This is a genomic window from Acinetobacter legionensis, from assembly GCF_048552295.1.
Taxonomy (GTDB): Bacteria; Pseudomonadota; Gammaproteobacteria; order Pseudomonadales; family Moraxellaceae; genus Acinetobacter.
In genome coordinates this window covers 179660-202720 of record NZ_JBIMCW010000001.1, presented here as the reverse complement: position 1 = coordinate 202720, position 23061 = coordinate 179660, and the positions used below count along the sequence as shown (strand labels likewise).

Genomic DNA, 23061 nt, shown 5'->3' with positions numbered 1-23061 from the left:
TATTTAAAAAATACAGGTTTATAAAATGAAAAAAGCCCGCCACCGATAAGATGGCAGGACTTATCGGAAACGAATTAACCTAGTGTTTGCAAATCTTGCAAGCGATATACATCCATTGGCAATTTAATTGCTAAAGCTTGGCATACAGCATCAGCACCATTCAAGGTAGTTGTGTAATACACTTTACCTTGAAGAGCAGAGCGACGGATTGAGAATGAATCCTGCTGAGCTTGTTTACCTTCAGTAGTATTGATAATGAGGTGAATCTCGCCATTTTTCAAGCGGTCGACAATATTTGGACGACCTTCAGTTACTTTATTCACACGTTCACATTCAATACCAGCCTCTTTAATGACATCATAAGTACCGCCAGTTGCGATAATTTTGAAGCCTAAATCAACCAATTTTTTCGCAATACCCGCGGCACGAGGCTTATCTGAATGACGTACTGAAATAAATACGTGCTTCACTTCACCATCAGTTGGTTTACCTGGTAAGCGATCGTTAGAGCCTAACACAGCTTTATAGAAAGCTTCACCAAAAGTTGTACCAACACCCATCACTTCACCAGTAGATTTCATTTCTGGTCCAAGGATCGGGTCTACACCTGGGAATTTGTTGAACGGGAATACTGCTTCTTTTACAGCAAAATGCGTTGGGATAATCTCTTTTGTGAATCCTTGCGATTCTAAAGATTGACCCGCCATACAACGTGCTGCAACTTTTGCTAATGATTCGCCGATACATTTAGAAACGAACGGTACTGTACGAGACGCACGTGGGTTCACTTCAAGAATATAAACGTCATTGCCTTTAACAGCAAACTGTACGTTCATCAAGCCAATCACACCAAGCTCTTTCGCCATAGCAACGGTTTGACGACGCATTTCATCCTGAATCTCTGCAGAAAGAGAGTAAGGCGGAATTGAACATGCTGAGTCACCAGAGTGAATACCCGCTTGTTCGATATGCTGCATAATACCGCCGATCACCACATCTTTGCCGTCAGATACACAGTCAACATCGACTTCTGTTGCATCATCAAGGAAATGGTCAAGCAGTACAGGTGCTTCGTTAGACGCTTGTACAGCATCACGCAAGTAACGTTTAAGTTCGTCGTCGTTGTATACGATTTCCATCGCACGACCACCAAGGACATAAGATGGACGTACAACCAACGGATAACCCACTTTAGATGCTTCAGCCATACCTTCTTCAGCAGATTTAACAATGCTGTTGCTTGGTTGACGAAGATTCAAACGTTGAATCATCTGTTGGAAACGTTCACGATCTTCTGCACGGTCAATCGCATCTGGAGACGTACCGATAATTGGTGCACCTGCTTCTTCTAAAGCACGAGCCAATTTCAAAGGTGTTTGACCGCCGTACTGTACGATAATACCTTTTGGTTTTTCTGTACGTACGATTTCTAAAACGTCTTCTAAAGTGATCGGTTCAAAGTACAAACGATCAGATGTGTCATAGTCAGTTGAAACCGTTTCAGGGTTACAGTTAACCATAATGGTTTCATAACCATCTTCACGCATTGCAAGGGCAGCGTGAACACAGCAATAATCGAACTCGATCCCTTGACCAATACGGTTAGGACCACCACCGATCACCATGATCTTGTCACGGTTAGACGGATTCGCTTCACACTCGTCATCATAAGTTGAGTACATGTAAGCAGTATCTGACTCGAACTCAGCTGCACAGGTATCTACACGTTTGTAAACAGGGTATACACCCAAGTTCCAACGGTGCTTACGGAATTGCTTTTGCGAAATGCCCATCAAGTCAGCAATACGTAAATCAGATAAACCTTTACGTTTAAATGCACGGATATTGTCAGCGTTCAAATCACCAAAACCTAAAGTTTTGATTTGCTCTTCAGACTGAATGATGTCTTGGATTTGAATCAAGAACCAACGATCGATATTGGTTGCAGCAAATACTTCATCTAATGTGAAGCCATGACGGAATGCGTCAGCAACATACCAAATACGCTCAGGACCTGGCACTTTAAGCTCGACCAAGATTTTATCTTTCGCGCCTTCAGTACCCACTGCAATTTTCTCATCAAAACCACAAGCACCGACTTCAAGACCACGAAGTGCCTTTTGTACAGATTCTTGGAAGTTACGACCAATTGCCATGACTTCACCCACAGATTTCATCTGTGTTGTGAGTGTTGCATCAGCTTGTGGGAATTTCTCGAAGTTAAAGCGAGGAATCTTGGTTACAACATAGTCGATTGCAGGTTCAAACGATGCAGGCGTTGTTCCACCAGTGATGTCATTTTTCAATTCATCAAGGGTATAGCCCACTGCAAGTTTTGCTGCAATTTTGGCAATAGGGAAACCTGTTGCTTTAGACGCAAGCGCAGAAGAACGAGATACACGAGGGTTCATCTCGATCACAACCATACGACCATCTTTCGGGTTGATACCGAACTGAACGTTTGATCCGCCTGTCTCTACACCAATTTCACGTAGCACCGCTAAAGAAGCATTACGCAGTAATTGGAACTCTTTATCTGTTAGTGTCTGTGCAGGTGCAACAGTAATGGAGTCACCGGTATGCACACCCATTGGATCGAAGTTTTCAATGGTACATACAATGATACAGTTGTCGTTTTTGTCACGAACAACTTCCATTTCATATTCTTTCCAGCCAATTAATGATTCATCAATCAATAATTGTTTGGTTGGAGAAAGATCAAAACCGCGTTCACAGATTTCAATGAATTCTTCTTTGTTATAGGCGATACCACCACCTGAACCACCCATCGTAAATGATGGGCGGATAATCACAGGGAAGCCAAAACGGGCTTGAATTTCAAGCGCATGTTCCATGCTTTCTGCAACATCAGCACGCGGACATTCCAAACCAATTTTACGCATTGCGATATCGAAAAGTTTACGATCTTCTGCTTTTTCGATGGCTTCTTTGGTCGCACCAATCAATTCAACATTGTATTTTTCTAAAATACCGTTGGCATCTAGTGCCAATGCACAGTTTAATGCCGTTTGACCACCCATTGTCGGAAGAACCGCATCTGGGCGTTCTTTCTCAATGATTTGTGCAACAGTTTGCCACGTAATCGGTTCGATATACGTTGCATCTGCCATAGTTGGGTCAGTCATAATGGTGGCTGGGTTAGAGTTCACCAAAATAACACGGTAGCCTTCTTCACGAAGGGCTTTACATGCTTGTGCACCTGAGTAATCGAACTCACATGCTTGCCCGATGACAATCGGACCCGCACCAATAATTAAGATGCTTTTAATGTCTGTACGTTTAGCCATGATCGCTTCCTTAATTACTTCTTAGATGCTTCAATAAGTTCGATGAAATGATCGAACAATGGGGCACAGTCATGTGGACCAGGGCTTGCTTCAGGGTGACCTTGAAAGCTAAACGCAGGTTTATCTGTACGATGAATACCTTGTAAGGTTTGATCGAACAAAGATTTATGCGTAGCTTTGAGGTTTGCAGGTAAGGTTTCTGCATCTACTGCAAAGCCATGGTTTTGAGAAGTAATCATCACTGTACCATTTTCAAGATTCTGTACAGGATGGTTTGCACCATGGTGACCATGTGGCATTTTCACCGTTCTAGCGCCAGAAGCTAAAGCTAGAATTTGATGACCCAAACAAATACCGAAAACTGGTAGGTTTGTAGTTTCAACAATGGTTTTTACTGCCGCAATTGCATAATCACATGCTGCTGGATCGCCAGGTCCATTTGACAAAAATACGCCATCTGGATTTAACGCCAATACTTTTTCAGCAGGTGTTTGTGCAGGAACAACAGTTAATTTACACCCACGGTCGGCAAGCATACGTAAGATGTTGGTTTTGACACCGTAATCGTATGCAACAACATGAAACTTTGTTTCAGGTTGAGAAAAGCCTTGGCCCAGTGTCCATGAGCCTTCGGTCCATTCAAAACCTTGTGGGTCACAACATTCTTTCGCAAGGTCTAAACCATCTAGACCACCAAAGGCACGTGCTTTTGCAATAGCTTCTTCTTCAGTAATATTATCGCCGGCAAGAATGCATCCGTTTTGTGCGCCTTTGTCACGTAAAATACGTGTCAATTTACGAGTATCAATATCTGCAATGGCAACGACATTATGTTGTTGTAAATATTCGCCAAGAGACTGAGTAGCTCGGAAATTGCTGTGTAATAACGGTAGGTCACGAATGATTAAACCATTCGCCCAAACTTTATGAATTCGACCTGATTCAGCGTCTTCTTCATTACAACCAGTATTACCGATATGAGGATAAGTTAAAGTTACAAGTTGCTGTGCATAACTAGGGTCGGTCAAAATTTCTTGATAACCAGTCATGGCAGTGTTAAAAACGACTTCACCAGTCGTACTTCCCGTAGCGCCGATCGATGTACCTTTAAAAACAGTACCGTCAGCAAGGGCTAAAATGGCGGGGGTGCTCAAACCATAGCTCCTGAACTAAAACCACAAAAATAGGGCTGTAAAAAAGCGAGTAGACGAAAAAAAAGGAAGGCTTACTAAATCCTACCCTCCTCTTGTCTGCTCGCTTGTAACTTAACAGCGCATTATACGCATGAGCCCCTCGAAAGTCTATTTTATTTCGAGGGATAATCTAAGATAAATACCTTGCTATTTATCATTAATTCTGCTTTTAAAGTGAAATATTTGAAATTGTAAGTATTTAATTATTGTTAGACAAATCAAAATCTAAAATTTATCTTTTCAATGTATCTTATTGACTCACATTCCAGGGGGAATCAATATGACAATATCTAAAGAAAGTGTTACAGAGAAAGTAACCAAAGACACCGCAGCTTTGAAAGAAGTTGTAACTGAAACTACAGAGAACTTAGAGAAGTTAGGTAAAGAAGCGCAGCAGAAAGTTGCTGAAGCTGTTACAGAAACTAAAACTAAGCTTGAAGCAGAGTCAGAGCAATTAACTGAGCAAGTTCAAGATCAAGTACAAAACTTTAAACAAGATTTGGTGCAACGTCTTGATGTGATCAAATCACAATTTTCCACTTCACAAAAAGATTTGGCTGAATTGGCTGATTTCTTAAAATCAGAATTAAGCATTTTAGTGAAAGAGTTAACTGAAGTTGGTAAAGAAATTCGTGAAGACGTTTCACAAATTTCGAGCAAACATAAAGTTCAGTTAACTGAAACTTTAAAGCGTTCTAAAGATCACACTTTAGAAGTTTGGAATAAAGTAACGACAAAACAATAAGATATGTAAGGCTTATGTTTTAAGAAAAGCTATTTTTAAGAAAAATGGCAATAAAAAAGTGAGGCAACTAGCCTCACTTTTTTTATTTTCAAGCTCAGTTTACATAATTGTAGTCTAAAATGTATGTAACCAATCACGTTTATTGTGAAAGTCGGCCTGTTGGCCACTGTGTTGCATGGCAAAGAAATGTTGACCTTGCGTGGTATTTAAAACAGCGCTTAAACCCAAAAATAAGTCTGACCATTTTAATTTATTGGCAAGCATAAACTCGCTAAGATCTATGCTGACATTTAATCCATAATGTGTGCGCTTTAACTGATTTAATTCAATGTCATAAGCAGCGACTGGTGGCATATTTTCAGGATAACGATATTCTTCAAATTGATAAGCTTGCCAAGCTTGAGAAGGGGATAGATTAATTTCACGATAATAATCTTCGCCTTGCACACCTATAAAAATCTCAAAACAGGTATTTTCCCAAAGCAAATCCTGACGCGGATTTGCTGTAACCAGTTCAGGATAAATTATGAATTGATTGGGATCTCTTAACCAATAACCGACATTGAGCGTATACGGGCTAATTTGTTCAATCGCACCAACTAGGGAGATACTTTGAAAACGACGATCAAATGCATTCAGTTCGAAACTTGCCATGAAAATAAATCTTAATTTGAAAGATGAGCGTGGCGAACTAAATTAGACAATTTTGGATTTTGTTTCGCAGCTTTTTTATAAAGCAATGCAATTTTACCAATTGTTTGAACAACTTCAGCACCAGTAACATTTGCAATTTCAGTAATCGTTGCAGCACGTGCTTCGCGGTCTTCACCAGTAACCTTGACTTTAATTAACTCGTGATCATTTAAAGCACGGTTTAATTCTTCAACGACACTTTCAGTCAAGCCTTTATCGCCAAGCATTACAACAGGATTTAACGCATGGCCGATTTGACGTAAACGTTTACGTTCTTGGATAGATAGAGCCGCCATATAAAGATAACCTAATTTTAGAAACGACTTAGTATAACAAAAGCCATATCACTACGCTGTAAATTCTGTAGAAATAATCGATGAAGCTTATTCAAAAAAACATATCAATATCTGTCGATTTAAATCAATATGAATACTGCAATGAGAATTTTTTTCACGTACAATCAGAAGTTAGTTATCGGTTTAGATCAAGAGAGTTATGGCTACACGCATTACCAACCAGAAGTTATCCAAAAGTAGTCGTGCGTGGATGAGAGAGCATTTAGATGACCCTTTTGTGAAAAAAGCACAAAAAGAAGGTTACCGCGCTCGCGCTGCATATAAACTTCTTGAAATTCAAGAAAAACACAAAATGATTAAACCAGGTATGACCGTGGTTGACTTGGGTGCTGCGCCAGGAAGTTGGTCGCAAATCGCTGGTAAACTGGTTGGTGATAAAGGTTTAGTGATTGCTTCAGATATTTTGGAAATGGATGCTTTGCCTGATGTTACCTTCTTACAAGGTGATTTTAGAGAAGAAGAAGTTTTTGAAAAATTGTTAAATATTTTAAATGGACGCACTGTAGACGTTGTAATTTCAGATATGGCCCCCAATACATCAGGTAATAGGGCTGTAGATCAACCTCGCCAGATTTACTTGTGTGAACTTGCGTTAGATTTTGCCAACAAGGTTCTTGGACCAAAAGGGCAGTTTTTAGTTAAAGTTTTCCAAGGAACTGGTTTTGATGAGTTCCGAAAGCAAGTCGTGGATAGTTTTGATGTGTTAAAAACAGCAAAACCAGCTGCTTCACGTGCACGTTCAAAAGAAGTTTTTTTAATTGGACAGGGCCGTAAAAAAGTTTCGCAATAGGTGGTGGTTTTAAGGTATGTTCATTCTTCGTAATGAATTGCCAACAAATACTTGCCAAGTTGTTAAAAATTGTGCATTTTGTACCTTTTTAACCTTTATTGCGAAATTCATTACTCGCTTTTTGTTACGATCAAGCAAGATTGAGCCTGATCAAAATAGTTATATATGGGAATAAAGCTTTGAGCGATTACTTCAAAAATGCCGTATTGTGGCTGGTCATACTGGGTGTGCTGATCTTAATTTTCAGCAATCTCAGTGACCGCAGTAAGCCTTCTGCGATGAATTATTCAGAATTCGTCACAGCGGTGAATGCTGGTCAAATTAGTAAAGTCACAATTGATGGTGAAAGAATAAGCGGCGAAAAAAAGAACGGTTCGAACTTTGAAAGTATTCGCCCAGCAGTTCAAGATCCTGAATTGATGCCTACACTCATCAAAAATAACGTTGTTGTTGAAGGTACTGCACCTCAACGTCAAGGTTTATTGATGCAACTTCTCATCGCAAGCTTTCCTGTGCTTTTAATTATTTTATTGTTCATGTTCTTTATGCGTAACATGGGTGGTGGTGCAGGTGGTAAAAATGGACCAATGAGTTTTGGTAAATCTAAAGCGAAAATGCTTTCAGAAGACCAAATCAAAGTGACCTTTACCGATGTTGCTGGTTGTGATGAAGCAAAACAAGAAGTTGTAGAAATCGTTGATTTCTTGAAAGACCCCGCAAAATTCAAACGCTTAGGGGCAACGATTCCTAAAGGCGTATTGATGGTTGGTCCTCCAGGTACAGGTAAAACTTTACTTGCAAAAGCGATTGCTGGTGAAGCCAAAGTTCCATTCTTTAGTATTTCAGGTTCTGACTTCGTTGAAATGTTCGTTGGTGTTGGTGCATCTCGTGTGCGTGACATGTTCGAACAGGCGAAACGCCATGCACCATGTATCATCTTTATTGATGAGATTGATGCAGTCGGTCGTCATCGTGGTTCAGGTACAGGTGGTGGTCATGATGAACGTGAACAAACACTAAACCAAATGCTTGTTGAAATGGATGGTTTTGAAGGTAATGAAGGAATTATCGTCATTGCGGCAACAAACCGTGCGGATGTACTAGATAAAGCATTACTTCGTCCGGGGCGTTTCGACCGTCAAGTGATGGTGGGGCTGCCAGATATTAAAGGTCGTGAACAGATCTTGGCAGTGCATTTAAAGAAACTTCCTTCGGTAACTGGTGTTGATCTTAAGGTATTGGCACGTGGTACACCTGGTTTCTCTGGTGCGCAATTGGCGAATCTTGTCAATGAAGCTGCATTATTTGCTGCTCGTCGTAACAAGAACACCGTCGATATGCATGACTTTGAAGATGCAAAAGATAAGATCTACATGGGTCCTGAGCGTAAGTCGATGGTGATCCGTGAAGAGGAACGTCGTGCAACTGCTTATCATGAAGCAGGTCATGCCATTGTTGCAGAAATTCTTCCAGGGACTGACCCTGTGCATAAAGTAACAATTATGCCACGTGGTTGGGCTTTGGGTGTAACTTGGCAATTGCCAGAACATGATCAAACCAGCCATTACAAGTCTAAGATGTTGAATGAACTTTCAATCTTATTTGGTGGTCGTATTGCAGAAGAAGTTTTCATTGATCAAATGTCAACGGGTGCGTCTAACGACTTTGAACGTGCAACCAAAATGGCACGCGCAATGGTGACCAAGTACGGTATGTCAGACAAAATGGGCGTGATGGTCTATGAAGATGAAAACCAAAATGGTTTCTTCGGAAATGTCGGTAGCCGTACAATTTCTGAAGCAACGCAACAGCAAGTTGACCAAGAAGTACGTCGTATCCTAGATGAACAGTATCGTGTTGCGCGTGATATCCTTGAAAATAACAAAGATATTGCTCATGCAATGGTAAAAGCTTTGATGGAATGGGAAACGATTGATCGTGATCAGATCCGTGACATCATGGAAGGTCGTCCTCCTCAGCCACCTAAGGTTTATGTTGCGGAAAATCCAGTGCTTGATGTAACACCTACAGATGGTCCATCAACGCCACCACCATTGCCAGCGACCTGATCAGTCAGTAAATAAACAAGAGCCTCAATCGAGGCTCTTTTTTTATACAAAAAAATTCACAGATAAAAATCACTGTGTTATTGATTTGAATTGTTAAACTAGCCTGAATTGAATACGGAGAATTGACATGCAACTGATGCCACTACCTAAGCAAATTTTGCAATGTGGGCGTTTGATTCTGGATTTATCGCAAGCACATGTCATGGGCATACTGAATGTCACTCCAGATTCATTTAGCGATGGTGGGAAACATGATCAAAAAGATCAAGCTGTTGCTTATGCCAAGCAAATGATTGCTGACGGTGCGACAGTAATTGATGTTGGAGGGGAATCTACACGCCCTGGTGCCTCTTCAGTTGAAATTGCTGAGGAAATACGTCGTGTCGTTCCTGTGGTTGCTGAATTAGCCAAATTGGATGTCATTATTTCAATAGATACCTCACAACCAGAAGTGATTTGTGAGGCGGTTAAGGCTGGTGCGCATATTTGGAATGATGTCCGTGCCTTAACTCGTCCACATGCCTTAGAGACTGCTGCAGAGCTCAATATCCCTGTGATTATTATGCATATGCGAGGCGAGCCAACCACAATGAATCATCTTGATCAGTATGAAAATGTTACTCTAGAGGTAATTGCTGAATTACAGCAACGAGTAGATGATGCACTACAGGCAGGAATTCACCCCAAAAATATTATGATAGATCCTGGTTTTGGTTTTGCTAAAAATGCGCAACAAAATTTAAAGCTTCTTAATGAGTTTTATCAATTGAACAAAATGGGCTATCCAATTTTATCAGCCTTATCACGTAAGCGCTTTATCGGTGAAGCTCTAGATGGTGCAGATGCAAGTCATCGTGCTGTGGGTAGTGTTGCTGCACACTTGCTCAGCATTCAACAGGGCGCGTGTATGGTGCGTGCACATGATGTAAAAGCGATGTCGGATGCAATTAAAGTATGGCAAGCCATGTGCTCTGCAATTTAATGATGAATAGTCAATAGCCCCTGATATTGTTTGATCTTTTTTAAAATTTAGATTATCTACATCTGAAGAATTAATCAGTTAAATTACTCAATCAATTTGGTGAATTGTATGGTTTGTGTTATATAAGCGCGTGAATTGCTGTTTTATTTTAGGTTGCAATGTTTAACGATCTACTTCTCCCAATGTTCGATGATGAATATTATCCAGATATTCTAGTTGCTGAGGTTAAGCAACTTATTGAAAATTTTGCTAAAAAAGTGGCAAAAACCAGCTTTAGTGATGCAGAAATTTATTCTATGGCAAAACTGACTGTGATTGAAATTAATGAAATGAAGCCACAGTTTGAGGATCTTGATTCTTCTTTGGATGGTACTGCGGCTGATTATATTGCTGAGGCAATGATGATGGTGGTACAAGACCAAGGGTATCTCGATATTGAAATGGAAGAACTTGTTGCAAATAGAGAGTGGTAAGCCACTCTCTTTTTTTGCTATGGATTTTTAGAGACAAACAAGTACAGTCAATCAGTCAAAAACTCAGATACAAAAATATAGTTTTTCTTAATTAATATTTTAAATTAAATCAATTGCATAGAGAATGATTTTTTTGATTATAAAAAGTGTGCAATGCCACACCTTACATTCAAAGTTTAAATACCTTTATGTAGGCGATGCCTCACTTTTAGTAGTAGATGCCAAACATTGCGCTGTAAGCACAGCTATGCTTTGTTTTTGCTCATGTTGGGCGAGGGGTACTCCTGTACCTCCGCTCAACGGAGATGTCCATATCGCCTCACGATAGGATCATCATCTATGATTCAAAGTACAAAATGAATCGATAACCAATAGTTTATAAAAGTTTATACAAAAATATAAGCTTCATTTATGCTTAATGACTTGAAGCAAATCATTTGTATGAATAATTAGGTGGTTTGACTATAGAATGGCAAGCTTAATTCCTTACTTATATATGCTACTTATTAAGCTGTTTTTTCGATAAAAACATAAATATGTATTAAATTTAAACATTTAAATATCAATTGCTTAAAGTATGAGCATTGGTGTGTTTGAATGCTTGACGTATGGTAGATAAGTTTAGATAATGCGCACACAGTTTATGGCTATGTAGCTCAGTTGGTTAGAGCACCGCACTCATAATGCGGGGGTCACAGGTTCAAGTCCCGTCATAGCCACCATTTTTATAGACCATGCTCACTGCATGGTCTCTTTTTTTGCATCATCAAAAGATTAGTAGATACAGATAAAAATTATCATCGTGCTATGAATATTTAGAATACTGAAAAAATCCAGTTGAATGTTTGATTAAGCTTTTTCTGCTAAATAATTTTCTATAAATCTTTGTGTTTGCGTGTCAAGGTAGAATGGCGCAATCAAGGATTGAATAATCTCATCCAATAAGCCATGTTGGTCCAAAGCACCTAGTGTATGCGGAATAAAGCGATCTGCTTCGATAAATAAATCGTTTTGATCTAAGCCAACTGAGTGTAGTAATTCTTGTAAGCTATATTCCCCAAAGTATTCATAAAATGCTTCGACAACATTTAAAATGACCTGTTGCATATATTCTGTTTGACGTAATTCTTTCCAAGTTTCATAGACAAGAATAAAGAATTCTTCAAAATCAATGGATTGAAGTTGAGAGAAAGCCTCTTTTAATGTGCGTTGCTTAACTTCATTCCAAACATGTGTAGCAATATCTGCTAGGTCTTCATTAGGCAGTAGAATGATATTGCTGAGTTGGCTACGGATAGCAGTTGCAAGTTGCTGTTCTAACTTAAGCTCAATATTGTGTTGCTGATCTTGAATAAAGCTGATGACTTTAGCGCCAATGCGGTTATGTTTAACTGTATATTGACGTAGCTGATTGAGCCAAGGGGTATTGTTTTCTAAAATCTGATTGGCAAGCTGTAGGCTAACTTGTTGAATTTGGGGGTTGTGTTGTAAGTTTTCTTGAATATAGTCCCTTAATTGTTCTAATTCTAATATTTTAAACAGCCACAGTTCAAAAGATTCATCTGAGAGTAGATCATTGAAAATGGTTTGGCTATGAATGGCATATTGATGAATTTTTTGAGCGACGACACCAATAAATTCAAGAATGTCAGAGCCTAAATTCAATTCAAAAGCATATTTTTGCACTACAGACTGCAGTTGCTCAAGTTGAATCACATTTTTTAAAAGAATTTTGTCTGCATTCTGATAGGTTTGAGAAATAAAATTTTGAATAAATTGCGGATTTTTTTGATCTAAGAGTTGTTTTTTTATAAAGCGAACTTGCTCAAGCAAGAGTGCTTGAGCAAGTTCCTGAGCAAAGCTCGAAGGTGGTGGTGAATTATTCACATTCACGAGGCTTATACACCTGCTTTCCAGCCATTCACAATCGGATAACGGCGTTCACGGCTAAATGCACGTGAGCTGATACGCGGTCCAATTGAACCTTGACGACGTTTGTATTCATTACGGTCAACAAGCTGAATGACTTTTTCCACGATTGCACGTTCAAAACCTTTGGCAATGATGTCTTCTTGGCTTTGTTCTTCCTCAATATATGCATATAGAATGGCATCAAGTACATCATAAGCAGGTAAAGAGTCTTGGTCTTTTTGATCAGGACGAAGTTCTGCTGATGGTGGACGTGAAATAACCCGTTCAGGAATCACAGGCGTTTCAGAAATACTGTTACGGTATTTAGCCAATTCAAAGACAATGGTTTTATAAACATCTTTGAGTACAGCAAAACCACCTACCATATCGCCATACAGTGTGCAGTAACCTACAGAAAGCTCAGACTTATTGCCTGTTGCAAGCACAAGGTTACCAAACTTATTGGACAAGCCCATAAGCAATGTACCACGTGCACGTGCTTGAAGATTTTCTTCAGTTGTATCCGCAGGTGAGTTACCAAAGAATGGGAACAAGGTCTGCATAAAGCTATTTACGATAGGATGAATTTCGGCAATGCCAAAAGTAACACCCATACGTTTTGCTTGTTCAGTGGCATCTTCCACACTAATTTGTGATGTGTAAGTAAAAGGCATCATCACGGCTTGAACTTTATCTGCGCCAATCGCATCAACTGCAATTGCCAAGGTTAAAGCTGAGTCGATACCGCCTGATAGTCCTAAAATCACACCAGGGAAACCAGAGCGTTGTACATAGTCGCGTGTTGCTAAAACCAAAGCTTGATAGATCTCAGCCATAGTGTTTAATGCTGGCGCAGCTTCAACCACTTGATAGGCTTTGTTTTCTATTTGGTAGTCAGCAAAGTAGAGATCTTCTTTAAAGCTTGGTGCTTGTAACGCAACTTCACCTGAATGGTTAATGACAAAACTGGTTCCGTCAAAAATAAGATCATCTTGACCACCCACTTTGTTGATATAAACCACATTGAGGTGAAGCTGTTTTGCCAATTCTTTTAACGTTTCAATACGATGTTGTGGTTTACCTACTTCATATGGGGAAGCATTCAATACTAGAACACTTTCCACATTAAGTTGAGCAAGCTGTTGAACAGTATTTAGAGACCAGACATCTTCACAAATGAGTACACCAAATTTATGACCTAGATACTCAAATACAAGATGTTGATGGCCTTCATTAAAATAACGTTTTTCATCAAAAACGCTGTAATTAGGAAGGTTTTGTTTGTTATAAACACCTAAAACTTGACCATCTTTCATCACTGCAGCAGCATTATAGCGTTGACCATCATCAGTAAGATTGGCAAAACCAAATACCATCACAATGTCTTTAACAGTAGACAGTTTTTCGAAAGCTTGTGCTGTACGCTTTGCTAGGCTTGGGCGTAAAAGCAAATCTTCGGCAGGGTAACCGATTATAGAAAGTTCAGGGAAAACAACAATTTCAGCATTCTGTTTTTTTGCATCATTGGCTTGTTCAATCATTTTCTGAACATTTGACTCAATATCACCAATGAACGGAGAGAATTGCGCGAGAGCAATTTTAAAACTTTTCATTTAAACCAAATCCTATTCCAATAGGGTAATTTATACACAAATTGTTGATTTTTAAAATGTAGTTATTCAACATAAGTATATAGATATCACAGAAATTGCCAAAGGGCGAAACTATAAAATCATTAAAAATCATCAAAAATCTTTATTTTCTTGCAAGGCAAAAATTTCAGACATTGAGTATTTTAACTAAAAAAACGTCAGAAGCTAGTGATTCATCAAGTTTATTCAGTACACCATCAATGACCTCATGAATTTAGAGTATTTCTTTTATAGAAACTAGTGATTTTTCATTATTTTTTTGGATTTTATATTGGGAAAGATCAGCTTTAAATATTTTTTGTGAAATACATCACTTTATTTGTTTGAATTAGCATCAAAAAGCAATTAAATAGAAGAGTTGCCTGAATTTTTATTCAGAATAATATTTTCAATTCGATTTAAATAAATATCTTTCGCAATATCTCCTTGTTGTTCAATATTATAATCAAAATAAGGTTTTCCTTGAATCAGAGTGTAGCGATAAGGGTTGTATTTACCAAAACTTAGATAGAGTGCGGATTGTAAAATAGCACCTTTGAGTAATACATTTTCTTGACGCTGATATTGATAAACATGGGCCATTTCATGAATAAAAACAGCTTGATAACCCAAGCTCATACAGGAAAAGTCTTCACAATAGTCTGCATCTTTTAAGTGAATATAGCCATTGGGCGCCATCAAAATCCCAACAGGCTGCCACGGTAAATAAGGATGATTCATCACCTTGACTTGGCTGTAGTCAATTAAATCTCCAAATACACTTTGGCTAATACGAATTTCGCCATCTGTCAATTTTCGATATTTGAATTGATCCAATTGGAGAAGCTGTACAAAGCGCCAAATGAAATTGAACATTGTTTAATTTTGTTCTGTTTAAAGAGTACATCATTAAGTTTAGCACTGATTCAGTTTGACCCAAAGATTAACTGTGACTCAGTAACACCATGATAAAAGAAAATGTCTGTTGTTTTTATAGGCTGAAATGAACTTTTTATTGATAAATCTTCATTTGACTGGTTTTAGTGATTCAGAGAATGTAATTGTGTGGGTGACTAAGTATCTCTTAATGATTTCACTCTTTGTAAATCACAATAAAAGGGAAGCGGGTATAGTTTAAGCAATGCGTAAATCAACAAAGTCACCTATCTGTTTCAGCATTTATAACTGTTACGCTTTATTGCAAATTGAGACATCCAAGATTTTATATAAGTGGTGATTTTGTCATATGTAGCTTTATAACAATTTAGAATTCTACAAATTAATATTCTACAGTTTAATATTCTGCCTATTCTTTTCAATTCTTTTGTTGGTTCAGCATACCTAATATTTAAGTCATGATGTCAGCATGTCAAAAGTGATGATTTATCCACAAAGGTCATTATTTATCAGTAGAGGCAATCTCCTCTCTTATTTGTCAGACACTTTATTGAATAGTCATAAATTGCCAATGGATTGACCTGAAATGTCAGTGGTATTTGAATCAAGATGACTTACTTTTTCAAACATAAATATGATTTTTACTTGAAATGTGAATTTGTACTGGTTTCAGTCAAATCCTTGCTCCGTAAATAACCAATGGGTGCTATATGTTACTTGCTAAGCCTGTCAAAAAAGTGTTTGCAAAAGCTTTTCCAAGCCGATTGCCTGATTTAAAAGATCAGATTGCAAATATTCCGATTCGTCACTTCAATTTTAAATTTAGCTCGGATGAAATGGATGTTAAATTTTTTATGCAGAAAGAGTGGGCAAGTGCTTATTTTGCAGCGCTGTCAATTTTTTTGACCTATGGTGAAGAGTTAGTGATTGAAACTGCACGACATCATCGTGATCAAATACAAGATCCTGTTTTAAAACAGCGTTTGACTAGTTTGATTGGGCAAGAGGCAATTCACTCAAAAGTCCATGAAGAATACAATGAAACTATGATTCCAAATAATTTGCCAGTGCAGTTGTATCGGTTTTTAGCAGAACAGGTTTTTAATCATACTTTTTTAAAATTCCCACAACCTTTAAAGCTCTCAATGATGGCTGGGATTGAGCATTTCACAGCTGTCTTTGCTCAATATGCCATGACTCATCAAGACATCTTTAATCATTCTCTCGATGAAAAGACACGTGCTTTATGGTTATGGCATATGCTGGAAGAATCTGAGCATAAAGATATTGCTTATGATACTTATCAAGTGCTGTCTGCAAACTATCCATTACGAGTTTCGGGATTCTTTATTGCGCTGATTACTTTGGGTTTAGGCGTAGGTGCTGGCGCATTGATGTTGCCATTTTTACGACGTCCAATGAATACCTTTAGTCTAAGTTTTTGGAAAGAGGCAAAGGGCAGTTGGGATTTATTATTTAGTCGAGATAATGGTGTTTTTGGTAGCAGTTTAGGTCATATTTTTGATTATTTACGTCCAGACTTTCATCCTAATGATCATGATACAACTGAGCTTTTAGACTATTTCAAAAAAGAGTTACTTGATCCTGAAACAGGTACACTCACCCCTTATTTTGTTAAAGCGTTTACACCTGCTTTACGGGTGTAATTCTATTCAGTCTCTGCGTTCAACATTCTATTTAATATGAAAATGATGTTGTAGATCAATACTGAGCTTTTTCATCAATTTTTTGAAGGAAAAGCTTTTTTTAAAGCTGTGATTCTAACCAAGCATCTCATAAAAATTGTTTTTAAGGGACATTCTTTATCAGTGGAGGCAACTTCTCAAAGTGATTGTCTGACAATTATATAAGGTTGTCATAATTTGCAAACCGAATGAATGCATGTGCCAATGGTAATTGACAAGGCTTGTCGTAATTTTTAGCCATCAAAGTAGAGTTTTTACTCAAAAGGCGATCTGTAAGTCATCAGCATTAAGACGATGAAATGGATTGCCATATTAAATGAATAAAGAGTACCAGCTATGTTCGCAAAGCCACTTAAGAAAGCCGTAGCCAAAGTTTTTGCTGCGGCACCATTCAGTCTGGAAAATCAAACGCCGATTATTCCAATTCGACATATGAAGTTTGATTTTGATCCAGAGCAAGTAGATCACCGATTTTATATGGATGCAGAATTGGCAAGTGCATATTTTGCATCACTGTCGATTTTTTTAACCCGAGGTGAAGATCTCGTAATTGATACTGCACGTTATCATCGTGATTTCATAACCGATCCATTATTAAAGCAACGTGTTACCTCACTGATCGGTCAAGAGGCTATTCATTCAAAGATGCATGAAGAGTTAAATGATGCTTATTTAATTCGTGATTTGCCAGTGAAACTCTTTCGTACTTGGGCTGGCTGGGCATTTGAATATGGGTTTGAGCGTCTTCCACAACCAATGAAATTATCATTGATGGCAGGCATTGAGCATTTCACGGCGGTACTTGCAGAATACATGATGAATCATGAAGAAGTGTTCTTCCGTTCACAAGACGAAAAACAACGGGCAATTTGGATGTGGCATATGCTTGAAGAGTCAGAGCATAAGGATATTGCTTTCGATGTGTTTCAAGAATTATCCAATAACTATTTATTGCGTATTGCAGGATTCTTTCCCGCATTGATCACAATTTTGGTGCTGATTTCAGCTGCATCATTTTTAGTGCCTTTCTATCGCAACCCTAAGAACTTGATTAGCTTACGTTATTGGAAAGAAATTCCATATAATTTTCGCCTTATCTTTGGCTTAAAAGATGGGGTCTACGGCAGCAGCTTTAAGCATATTTTTGATTATCTGCGTCCCGATTTTCATCCAAATGATCATGACACATCTGAATTTCTGGACTATTACAAAGAGAAACTGCTGAATCCAAAGACAGGGCTTCTTACGCCATATTTGACGAAAGAGTTTTATCCTGCATTGCGTTCATAAAACCTAAAAGAGATGGATTTAAAGTTTATGGGAATTTTTTCTAAAAAAGTTAAGCCGAGCTACAGTGCTTATGCAGTTGTGACAGGCGCAGGCAGTGGCATTGGACGTAGTTTTGCAATGGAGCTTGCAAAACGCGGAGGAACAATTGTTTGTGCTGACATAAATTTGGATGCAGCCAAAGAAACTGTCAGTTTGATTGAATCAGGAACGTCAGCAAAAGCATTTGCTGTGCAATGTGATGTTGGTGTGAAAGAGCAAGTAAAAGAACTTTCTGAACAAGCCGAAAAATTAATGAATCACCCTGTAAGCCTGATCATTAATAATGCGGGTGTGGGATTGGGCGGTAAGTTTGATGAAGTTTCACTGGAAGATTGGCAATGGTGTATGCATGTCAACCTCTGGGGGGTTATTCATGGTTGTCACTATTTTGTTCCTCAGTTTAAGCAACAAGGATATGGGGCTATTATCAATGTTGCTTCAGCTGCGGGTTATACAGCAGCTCCCGAAATGACCGCTTATAACGTGACCAAATCCAGTGTGCTGGCATTGTCAGAAACTCTTTCAGCAGAACTTCGCGGTGACAACATTCGAGTGAATGTGTTGTGTCCAACATTAGTGCCTACAAATATTATGAAAAATGGTCGTTTGCCTGGTCATTATGCGGGTTTAGCAGATGATTTATTGATGAATCATGCATTTACCACCAGTGATCAGGTGGTGGTTAAAACCTTAAATAATTTGGATGCAGGCAAGCTGTACACCATTCCTCAGCCAGATGCAAAACTGTTTTGGATATTAAAACGTGCATCACCCGCGTTATATGCCAAAGCGTTGGGTATTGGATATCCATTATTTAACAAATACATCAAATAAGCTGCGAGTAGATCAAAATGACAACAGAAACAACTTTAGCTAAGCTACCTGAAGAGAACAGCGTAGAGCAAAAAACAACCCAAACTACAGTTGAAGATATTAAACAGGTGACTCAACCGAATATGGCACAAGATAAGTCACTTGCAGCAAAACAGCTTAAAGAAAAAGCGTCAGTTCAGAAGCAAGCCGAGGCAAAGACTGTTACAAAGCCAGCGAAAGAAAATACCGCTAAAGCTGAAGTCCAAACTCAGTCTAAAGCTAAAAATAAAGCTGATACTCAAATAGCGTCTACCTCTGAAAAGCTTGAACAGCCCACAGAGAAAAGTGCTCCAACAACTCAGCAGAAAGATGCTGTACATGTATATGATACCATCGTGGTTGGTGCGGGTATTTCAGGGATTGCTGCTGCTTATAAAATGAATCAAGCAGGCTATAATGATTATGTGGTACTTGAAAAAGCCAGTCGTGTGGGGGGAACATGGCGCGACAATAATTATCCGGGCTGCGGTTGTGATGTACCCTCAGCACTTTATTCATTTTCTTTCTCACCAAGCCATAAATGGAGTCATTTATTTGCCAAGCAACCAGAAATTCTAAGCTATTTAGAAGAGGTGGTGGAAAAATATGACCTTGGTGAGAAAATTGAATTTAATAATGAATTAATCAGTGCCAAATGGGATGAAGCACAACATATTTGGTACTTAGAAACCTCTAAAGGTCAATATCAATCAAAGACAGTGATCTTTACGACAGGACCGATTACTGAACCTGCTTTGCCGAAATTAAAAGGAATTGAAAGTTTTAAAGGTGAAATGTTCCATTCAGCACGTTGGAATCATGATTATGATTTAACGGGTAAGCGTGTTGCAGTGATTGGTACAGGGGCTTCTGCAATTCAGTTTATCCCACAAGTACAACCTTTAGCGAAACAGCTGATCGTATTCCAGCGTACAGCACCGTGGGTACTACCCAAGGCGGATATGGAGTTAAACGAAACGGCTAAAGGGATCATTTCTCGATTCCCAATCATTCAACAAACTTGGCGTAATAGCATTGCACAGATTTTAAATGGGATTAACTTTGGATTGCGTAATCCTAAAGTATTGGAACCTGTTAATTTCCTAAGTAAGCAATTACTCAAACTACAAATTAAAGATGAAACTTTGCGTAAAGCAGTGACACCGAACTTTACTATTGGATGTAAGCGCTTATTGTTTGCAAACAATTATTATCCAGCACTACAACAAGATAATGTGAATCTGATTGCACATGGTTTGGTTGAAATTGATGGAAATACAGTGGTTGCAGCAAATGGTGAACGTCATGAAGTGGATGTGATTATTTGGGGAACAGGCTTTGAAGTTTCACATCCTCCAATTGGTAAACGAGTTTATGACAGCAATGGTCAAGTCCTTGCTGAGCGTTGGAAAAATAGTTCACCTGAAGCCTATTTGGGTGCGAGTATTGAACATGTACCGAATGCGTTCTTGGTCCTCGGTCCAAACATTCTGGTATATGATTCATTTATTGGTATTGCGGAAGCACAAGTCGGCTATATTGTTGATGGCTTGCTAAAAATGCGTGAGCAAAAATTCACTCGCTTTGAAATCAAAGCGGATGTGCTTGCACAGCATAATAAACGTTTGCAGAAACATTTAAAAACCACTGTATTTAATGCGGGTGGGTGTAAGTCTTATTATCTGGATGAAAATGGTCGTAACTTTGCAGCATGGCCATGGTCATTGCAACAATTACGTAACCAATTAAAACAACTAGATTTAAACCATTATAGTGTGAGTAAAAAATAAGTTTAGTATTCAATTGCTGTACACTTTTTATGCGAGCCCTAAATTGATTTAGGGCTTTTATTTTTTTGTCTTGTGCGACGATGTAATCCAAAAATAATGATTTCAGCTAGGATTAGATTGACCACCCAACCTAACCAAGATTCTAACTGATAGATGTGAATTGGGGTTAACCAATCAAAATAAAGTTGTAACTCATAAAGCACGATTTTCCATGTCCTTAAGCTCAGCGCTGAAAGGCTCAGTGCAAAACTACGGATCATCCAGTCACGGTGTAAAATCCAGCGCTTTTTCAATAAAAAGTATAAAGCGGATAGGGTGGTGATCGCCCAGAGTGAACTTAATAAGACAAAGCTGATTTGTGTGGATAACCCTCCAGCCGCTGAAAAAGCTAAAATTAAGCCACTGGGTAAAGACAGCCCCAAAATGGTGATGATGTAGAGCCAACCACTCCAGTGATGAATTCGGGGATAACGCGTGCGAAAGACACGGAAAAACTGTGTAAATCCAGCGATGAGTACAAAACTACTGCTGATCACATGGATTTTAAAAGCCGCCTGCCAAGGTTGAGTATTGACTACATCTTGCTTTAACAAGAGAAAATGCTGATCAGTTTGCCATGGGAAATATTGTAGACATATTGCGACCATGAGATAGCATAAATAAGCATAGATCACGAGTGAAATTAGACTCAAGCTTGAATATGCCAAGTTAGTTTTTGTTTTGCTCATCACTGCTTATAATGGAATGGTGATTGAGAAATTATAGTGGAAGATAGGTTGAAACAGCATATTTATGTTTGGGTATGGCATAGATTTTAAAATAAACCACAGAGAATCCTGATTTATTTATCTTAAAGTAGATCACAAAGCAAACAATTTAATCTAAAATCAATGTGAAAATGCATCCAATATCTTCATAACAAATAGGTATAACAATGAATAAAAGTTTAATCACACTCGTTGGATTAGGAATGATTGGTTTCCAGAATAGTTATGCACTGGATATTCAACAGTTGCAAAAATCTTGGTCTGGAAAATATGATGAGCAGAAAATTGCTGTTTTCATCCAATCTATCGATCGTAATCAGGTCAAAGGCTATAGTGTTCTTGGTAAAAATAAACAAAATTTCTCAGGGAAAGTACAGACAACTTCACAAGGCTATAAAATTACCGCAACAGAAAGTGGCGCTAAAGCAAGTAGTGGTGTGTTTACCTTTACTGTAAAACAGAATCAACCGAATGTGTTGGAGTCTAGTTGGGAATCTACAACGGCTAAGGTTAAACCAAAATATTTTGATTTAAAGCCGCAACAGTGTCGCTATCAAAAAGATGTCGGTGATTATCCAGTTGCATCACAACGTTTATTAAAAGATGAGGATCTACAAATTCCTCCTGAAGAGCTGGACTGGATGCGTAATGAAATTTATGCGCGTCATGGTTATTCATTTGCCAATAAAGAGATTGCCTCTCAATTTGCTAACGATAATTGGTATATGCCATGCAGTACTAATGTTGAAAATCAATTAACTCAGATTGAAAAGACCAATATCCAACGTATTAAAAAAATTCGCCCGTATATGGCGAAAATGGAATGGGGTCGTTAAGCACACAATCAATCACAAAATCTGAGAGTTTATCTTATGCTTCACTATCCTTCAGTTCGATTGAGTATTATGGTTTTTGTTTTAAGTTCATCTGCCCTAAGTTTTGCAGCAACACCTACAGATCAAGCAGTGATCAACAGTATAACGAACCTAAACGCTTCTCAAGCTACACCCGCCAAAGCGATAATGATTGATTATATGAAAGAGGTTCGTTTGCTGTCAGGAGAGCTGGCTTATCTCTCTGGTGTAACATTTGAAAATGCAGGACGAAATTTTTGGGGAGGCTATATATTGACGCGCCCAAAACTAAAACAATCTCGAATACTTGAGTTCGGTGGTCAAGCCAATGATTTCACAGTACATACGGTGCAATATCGAGCAAAACCAATCGATTTGATTGAAATAGAATCTGCAGGCTCGGGTCAGGGGCAAGTTTCCCAGACAACTGATTTAGTCTATTTTGATGGATGGAAAGCTAAAATTATTGTAACTGCTGAATCTTCGAGTGATCCGGGGCGTTTTAGTGAGAAGTTGGGTGAGGAAGATTGTAAAACGGGTGGGGAAATTGTTTCAAGTTTAAAAATTTTATCCGCCAGCAATGAAGTGATTAAAACTATTCAATCATCCAATGCGTGTAAAAATGCAAAAGTTACAACCAAAACGGAAAAAATTAAAATCGTACTATAAGTACCCGTGTTGATTGCAGTGCTCGGTGATTCGATTAGATGGGATT

The 23061-nt window shown here is 38.5% G+C and carries 19 protein-coding genes and 1 tRNA gene; 12 read left to right on the top strand and 8 right to left on the bottom strand.

Translation table 11 applies throughout. The annotated features are described in order from the left end of the window. Positions 1 to 74 precede the first annotated feature (74 nt). Together carB and carA are read right to left on the bottom strand one after the other, a co-directional pair. Positions 75 to 3308, bottom strand: a complete 3234-nt coding sequence (gene carB, locus ACG916_RS00895) for a carbamoyl-phosphate synthase large subunit (RefSeq protein ID WP_419327149.1) — start codon at positions 3306 to 3308, stop codon at positions 75 to 77. Positions 3309 to 3322: 14 nt separating this feature from the next. Further along, on the bottom strand, positions 3323 to 4462 hold the full coding sequence (gene carA / locus ACG916_RS00890; protein ID WP_336951812.1) for a glutamine-hydrolyzing carbamoyl-phosphate synthase small subunit: 1140 nt from the start codon (positions 4460 to 4462) through the stop codon (positions 3323 to 3325). Positions 4463 to 4781: 319 nt separating this feature from the next. Here carA and ACG916_RS00885 point away from each other — a divergent pair, with 319 nt between their 5' ends. Further along, positions 4782 to 5246 carry a hypothetical protein gene (locus ACG916_RS00885; RefSeq protein ID WP_336951811.1) on the top strand — a complete coding sequence of 155 codons (465 nt, stop codon included), beginning with the start codon at positions 4782 to 4784 and terminating at the stop codon, positions 5244 to 5246. 114 nt (positions 5247 to 5360) lie between these two features. Here ACG916_RS00885 and ACG916_RS00880 read toward each other — a convergent pair whose 3' ends face one another. Further along, entirely contained in the window at positions 5361 to 5900 is a 540-nt protein-coding gene (locus tag ACG916_RS00880) for a DOMON-like domain-containing protein (RefSeq protein WP_336951809.1), read from the bottom strand. A gap of 11 nt (positions 5901 to 5911) precedes the next feature. Beyond that, a complete protein-coding gene (yhbY, locus tag ACG916_RS00875) occupies positions 5912 to 6235 on the bottom strand; it encodes a ribosome assembly RNA-binding protein YhbY (RefSeq protein ID WP_004717326.1) in 324 nt (107 codons plus the stop codon). A gap of 199 nt (positions 6236 to 6434) precedes the next feature. On the opposite strand from yhbY, the gene rlmE reads away from it, so the two are divergent. From rlmE to ACG916_RS00850, 5 genes are all read left to right on the top strand, one after another. Beyond that, positions 6435 to 7085, top strand: a complete 651-nt coding sequence (rlmE, locus tag ACG916_RS00870; protein ID WP_004717323.1) for a 23S rRNA (uridine(2552)-2'-O)-methyltransferase RlmE — start codon at positions 6435 to 6437, stop codon at positions 7083 to 7085. Between the two features lie 179 nt (positions 7086 to 7264). Next, entirely contained in the window at positions 7265 to 9154 is a 1890-nt protein-coding gene (gene ftsH, locus ACG916_RS00865; protein ID WP_336951808.1) for an ATP-dependent zinc metalloprotease FtsH, read from the top strand. Positions 9155 to 9281: 127 nt separating this feature from the next. Beyond that, positions 9282 to 10136 carry a dihydropteroate synthase gene (gene folP / locus ACG916_RS00860; protein WP_419327151.1) on the top strand — a complete coding sequence of 285 codons (855 nt, stop codon included), beginning with the start codon at positions 9282 to 9284 and terminating at the stop codon, positions 10134 to 10136. Between the two features lie 158 nt (positions 10137 to 10294). Continuing rightward, complete coding sequence (locus tag ACG916_RS00855) at positions 10295 to 10609, top strand: DUF5713 family protein (protein ID WP_336951806.1); 315 nt, start codon at positions 10295 to 10297, stop codon at positions 10607 to 10609. A 645-nt stretch (positions 10610 to 11254) separates the two neighbouring features. After that, positions 11255 to 11331: transfer RNA gene (locus ACG916_RS00850), tRNA-Met, on the top strand. 127 nt (positions 11332 to 11458) lie between these two features. Here the strand turns inward: ACG916_RS00850 and ACG916_RS00845 are convergent. The 3 genes from ACG916_RS00845 to ACG916_RS00835 form a co-directional block, all read right to left on the bottom strand. Next, positions 11459 to 12502 (bottom strand): hypothetical protein, encoded by a 1044-nt coding sequence (locus tag ACG916_RS00845; RefSeq protein ID WP_336951804.1) that lies wholly within the window; start codon positions 12500 to 12502, stop codon positions 11459 to 11461. Between the two features lie 5 nt (positions 12503 to 12507). Then, positions 12508 to 14133, bottom strand: a complete 1626-nt coding sequence (locus ACG916_RS00840; protein WP_419330094.1) for an NAD+ synthase — start codon at positions 14131 to 14133, stop codon at positions 12508 to 12510. Between the two features lie 384 nt (positions 14134 to 14517). Continuing rightward, a complete protein-coding gene (locus ACG916_RS00835; RefSeq protein ID WP_336951801.1) occupies positions 14518 to 15027 on the bottom strand; it encodes a hypothetical protein in 510 nt (169 codons plus the stop codon). Positions 15028 to 15758: 731 nt separating this feature from the next. On the opposite strand from ACG916_RS00835, the gene ACG916_RS00830 reads away from it, so the two are divergent. The 4 genes from ACG916_RS00830 (at position 15759) to ACG916_RS00815 (ending at position 20725) form a co-directional block, all read left to right on the top strand. Continuing rightward, positions 15759 to 16715, top strand: coding sequence for a metal-dependent hydrolase (locus tag ACG916_RS00830; protein ID WP_336951800.1), 957 nt, complete (start codon positions 15759 to 15761; stop codon positions 16713 to 16715). A gap of 375 nt (positions 16716 to 17090) precedes the next feature. After that, a complete protein-coding gene (locus ACG916_RS00825) occupies positions 17091 to 18044 on the top strand; it encodes a metal-dependent hydrolase (protein ID WP_419327152.1) in 954 nt (317 codons plus the stop codon). Between the two features lie 27 nt (positions 18045 to 18071). Further along, positions 18072 to 18917, top strand: coding sequence for an SDR family NAD(P)-dependent oxidoreductase (locus ACG916_RS00820; protein WP_336951798.1), 846 nt, complete (start codon positions 18072 to 18074; stop codon positions 18915 to 18917). A gap of 281 nt (positions 18918 to 19198) precedes the next feature. Next, positions 19199 to 20725, top strand: coding sequence for a flavin-containing monooxygenase (locus ACG916_RS00815; protein ID WP_419327199.1), 1527 nt, complete (start codon positions 19199 to 19201; stop codon positions 20723 to 20725). Positions 20726 to 20763: 38 nt separating this feature from the next. On the opposite strand, the gene ACG916_RS00810 is transcribed toward ACG916_RS00815, so the two are convergent. Further along, on the bottom strand, positions 20764 to 21453 hold the full coding sequence (locus ACG916_RS00810; protein WP_419327153.1) for a DUF2306 domain-containing protein: 690 nt from the start codon (positions 21451 to 21453) through the stop codon (positions 20764 to 20766). A 206-nt stretch (positions 21454 to 21659) separates the two neighbouring features. On the opposite strand from ACG916_RS00810, the gene ACG916_RS00805 reads away from it, so the two are divergent. Together ACG916_RS00805 and ACG916_RS00800 are read left to right on the top strand one after the other, a co-directional pair. Next, a complete protein-coding gene (locus tag ACG916_RS00805; RefSeq protein ID WP_239045192.1) occupies positions 21660 to 22328 on the top strand; it encodes a YARHG domain-containing protein in 669 nt (222 codons plus the stop codon). 36 nt (positions 22329 to 22364) lie between these two features. Then, positions 22365 to 23015, top strand: coding sequence for a hypothetical protein (locus tag ACG916_RS00800; RefSeq protein ID WP_336951795.1), 651 nt, complete (start codon positions 22365 to 22367; stop codon positions 23013 to 23015). Positions 23016 to 23061 lie beyond the last annotated feature (46 nt).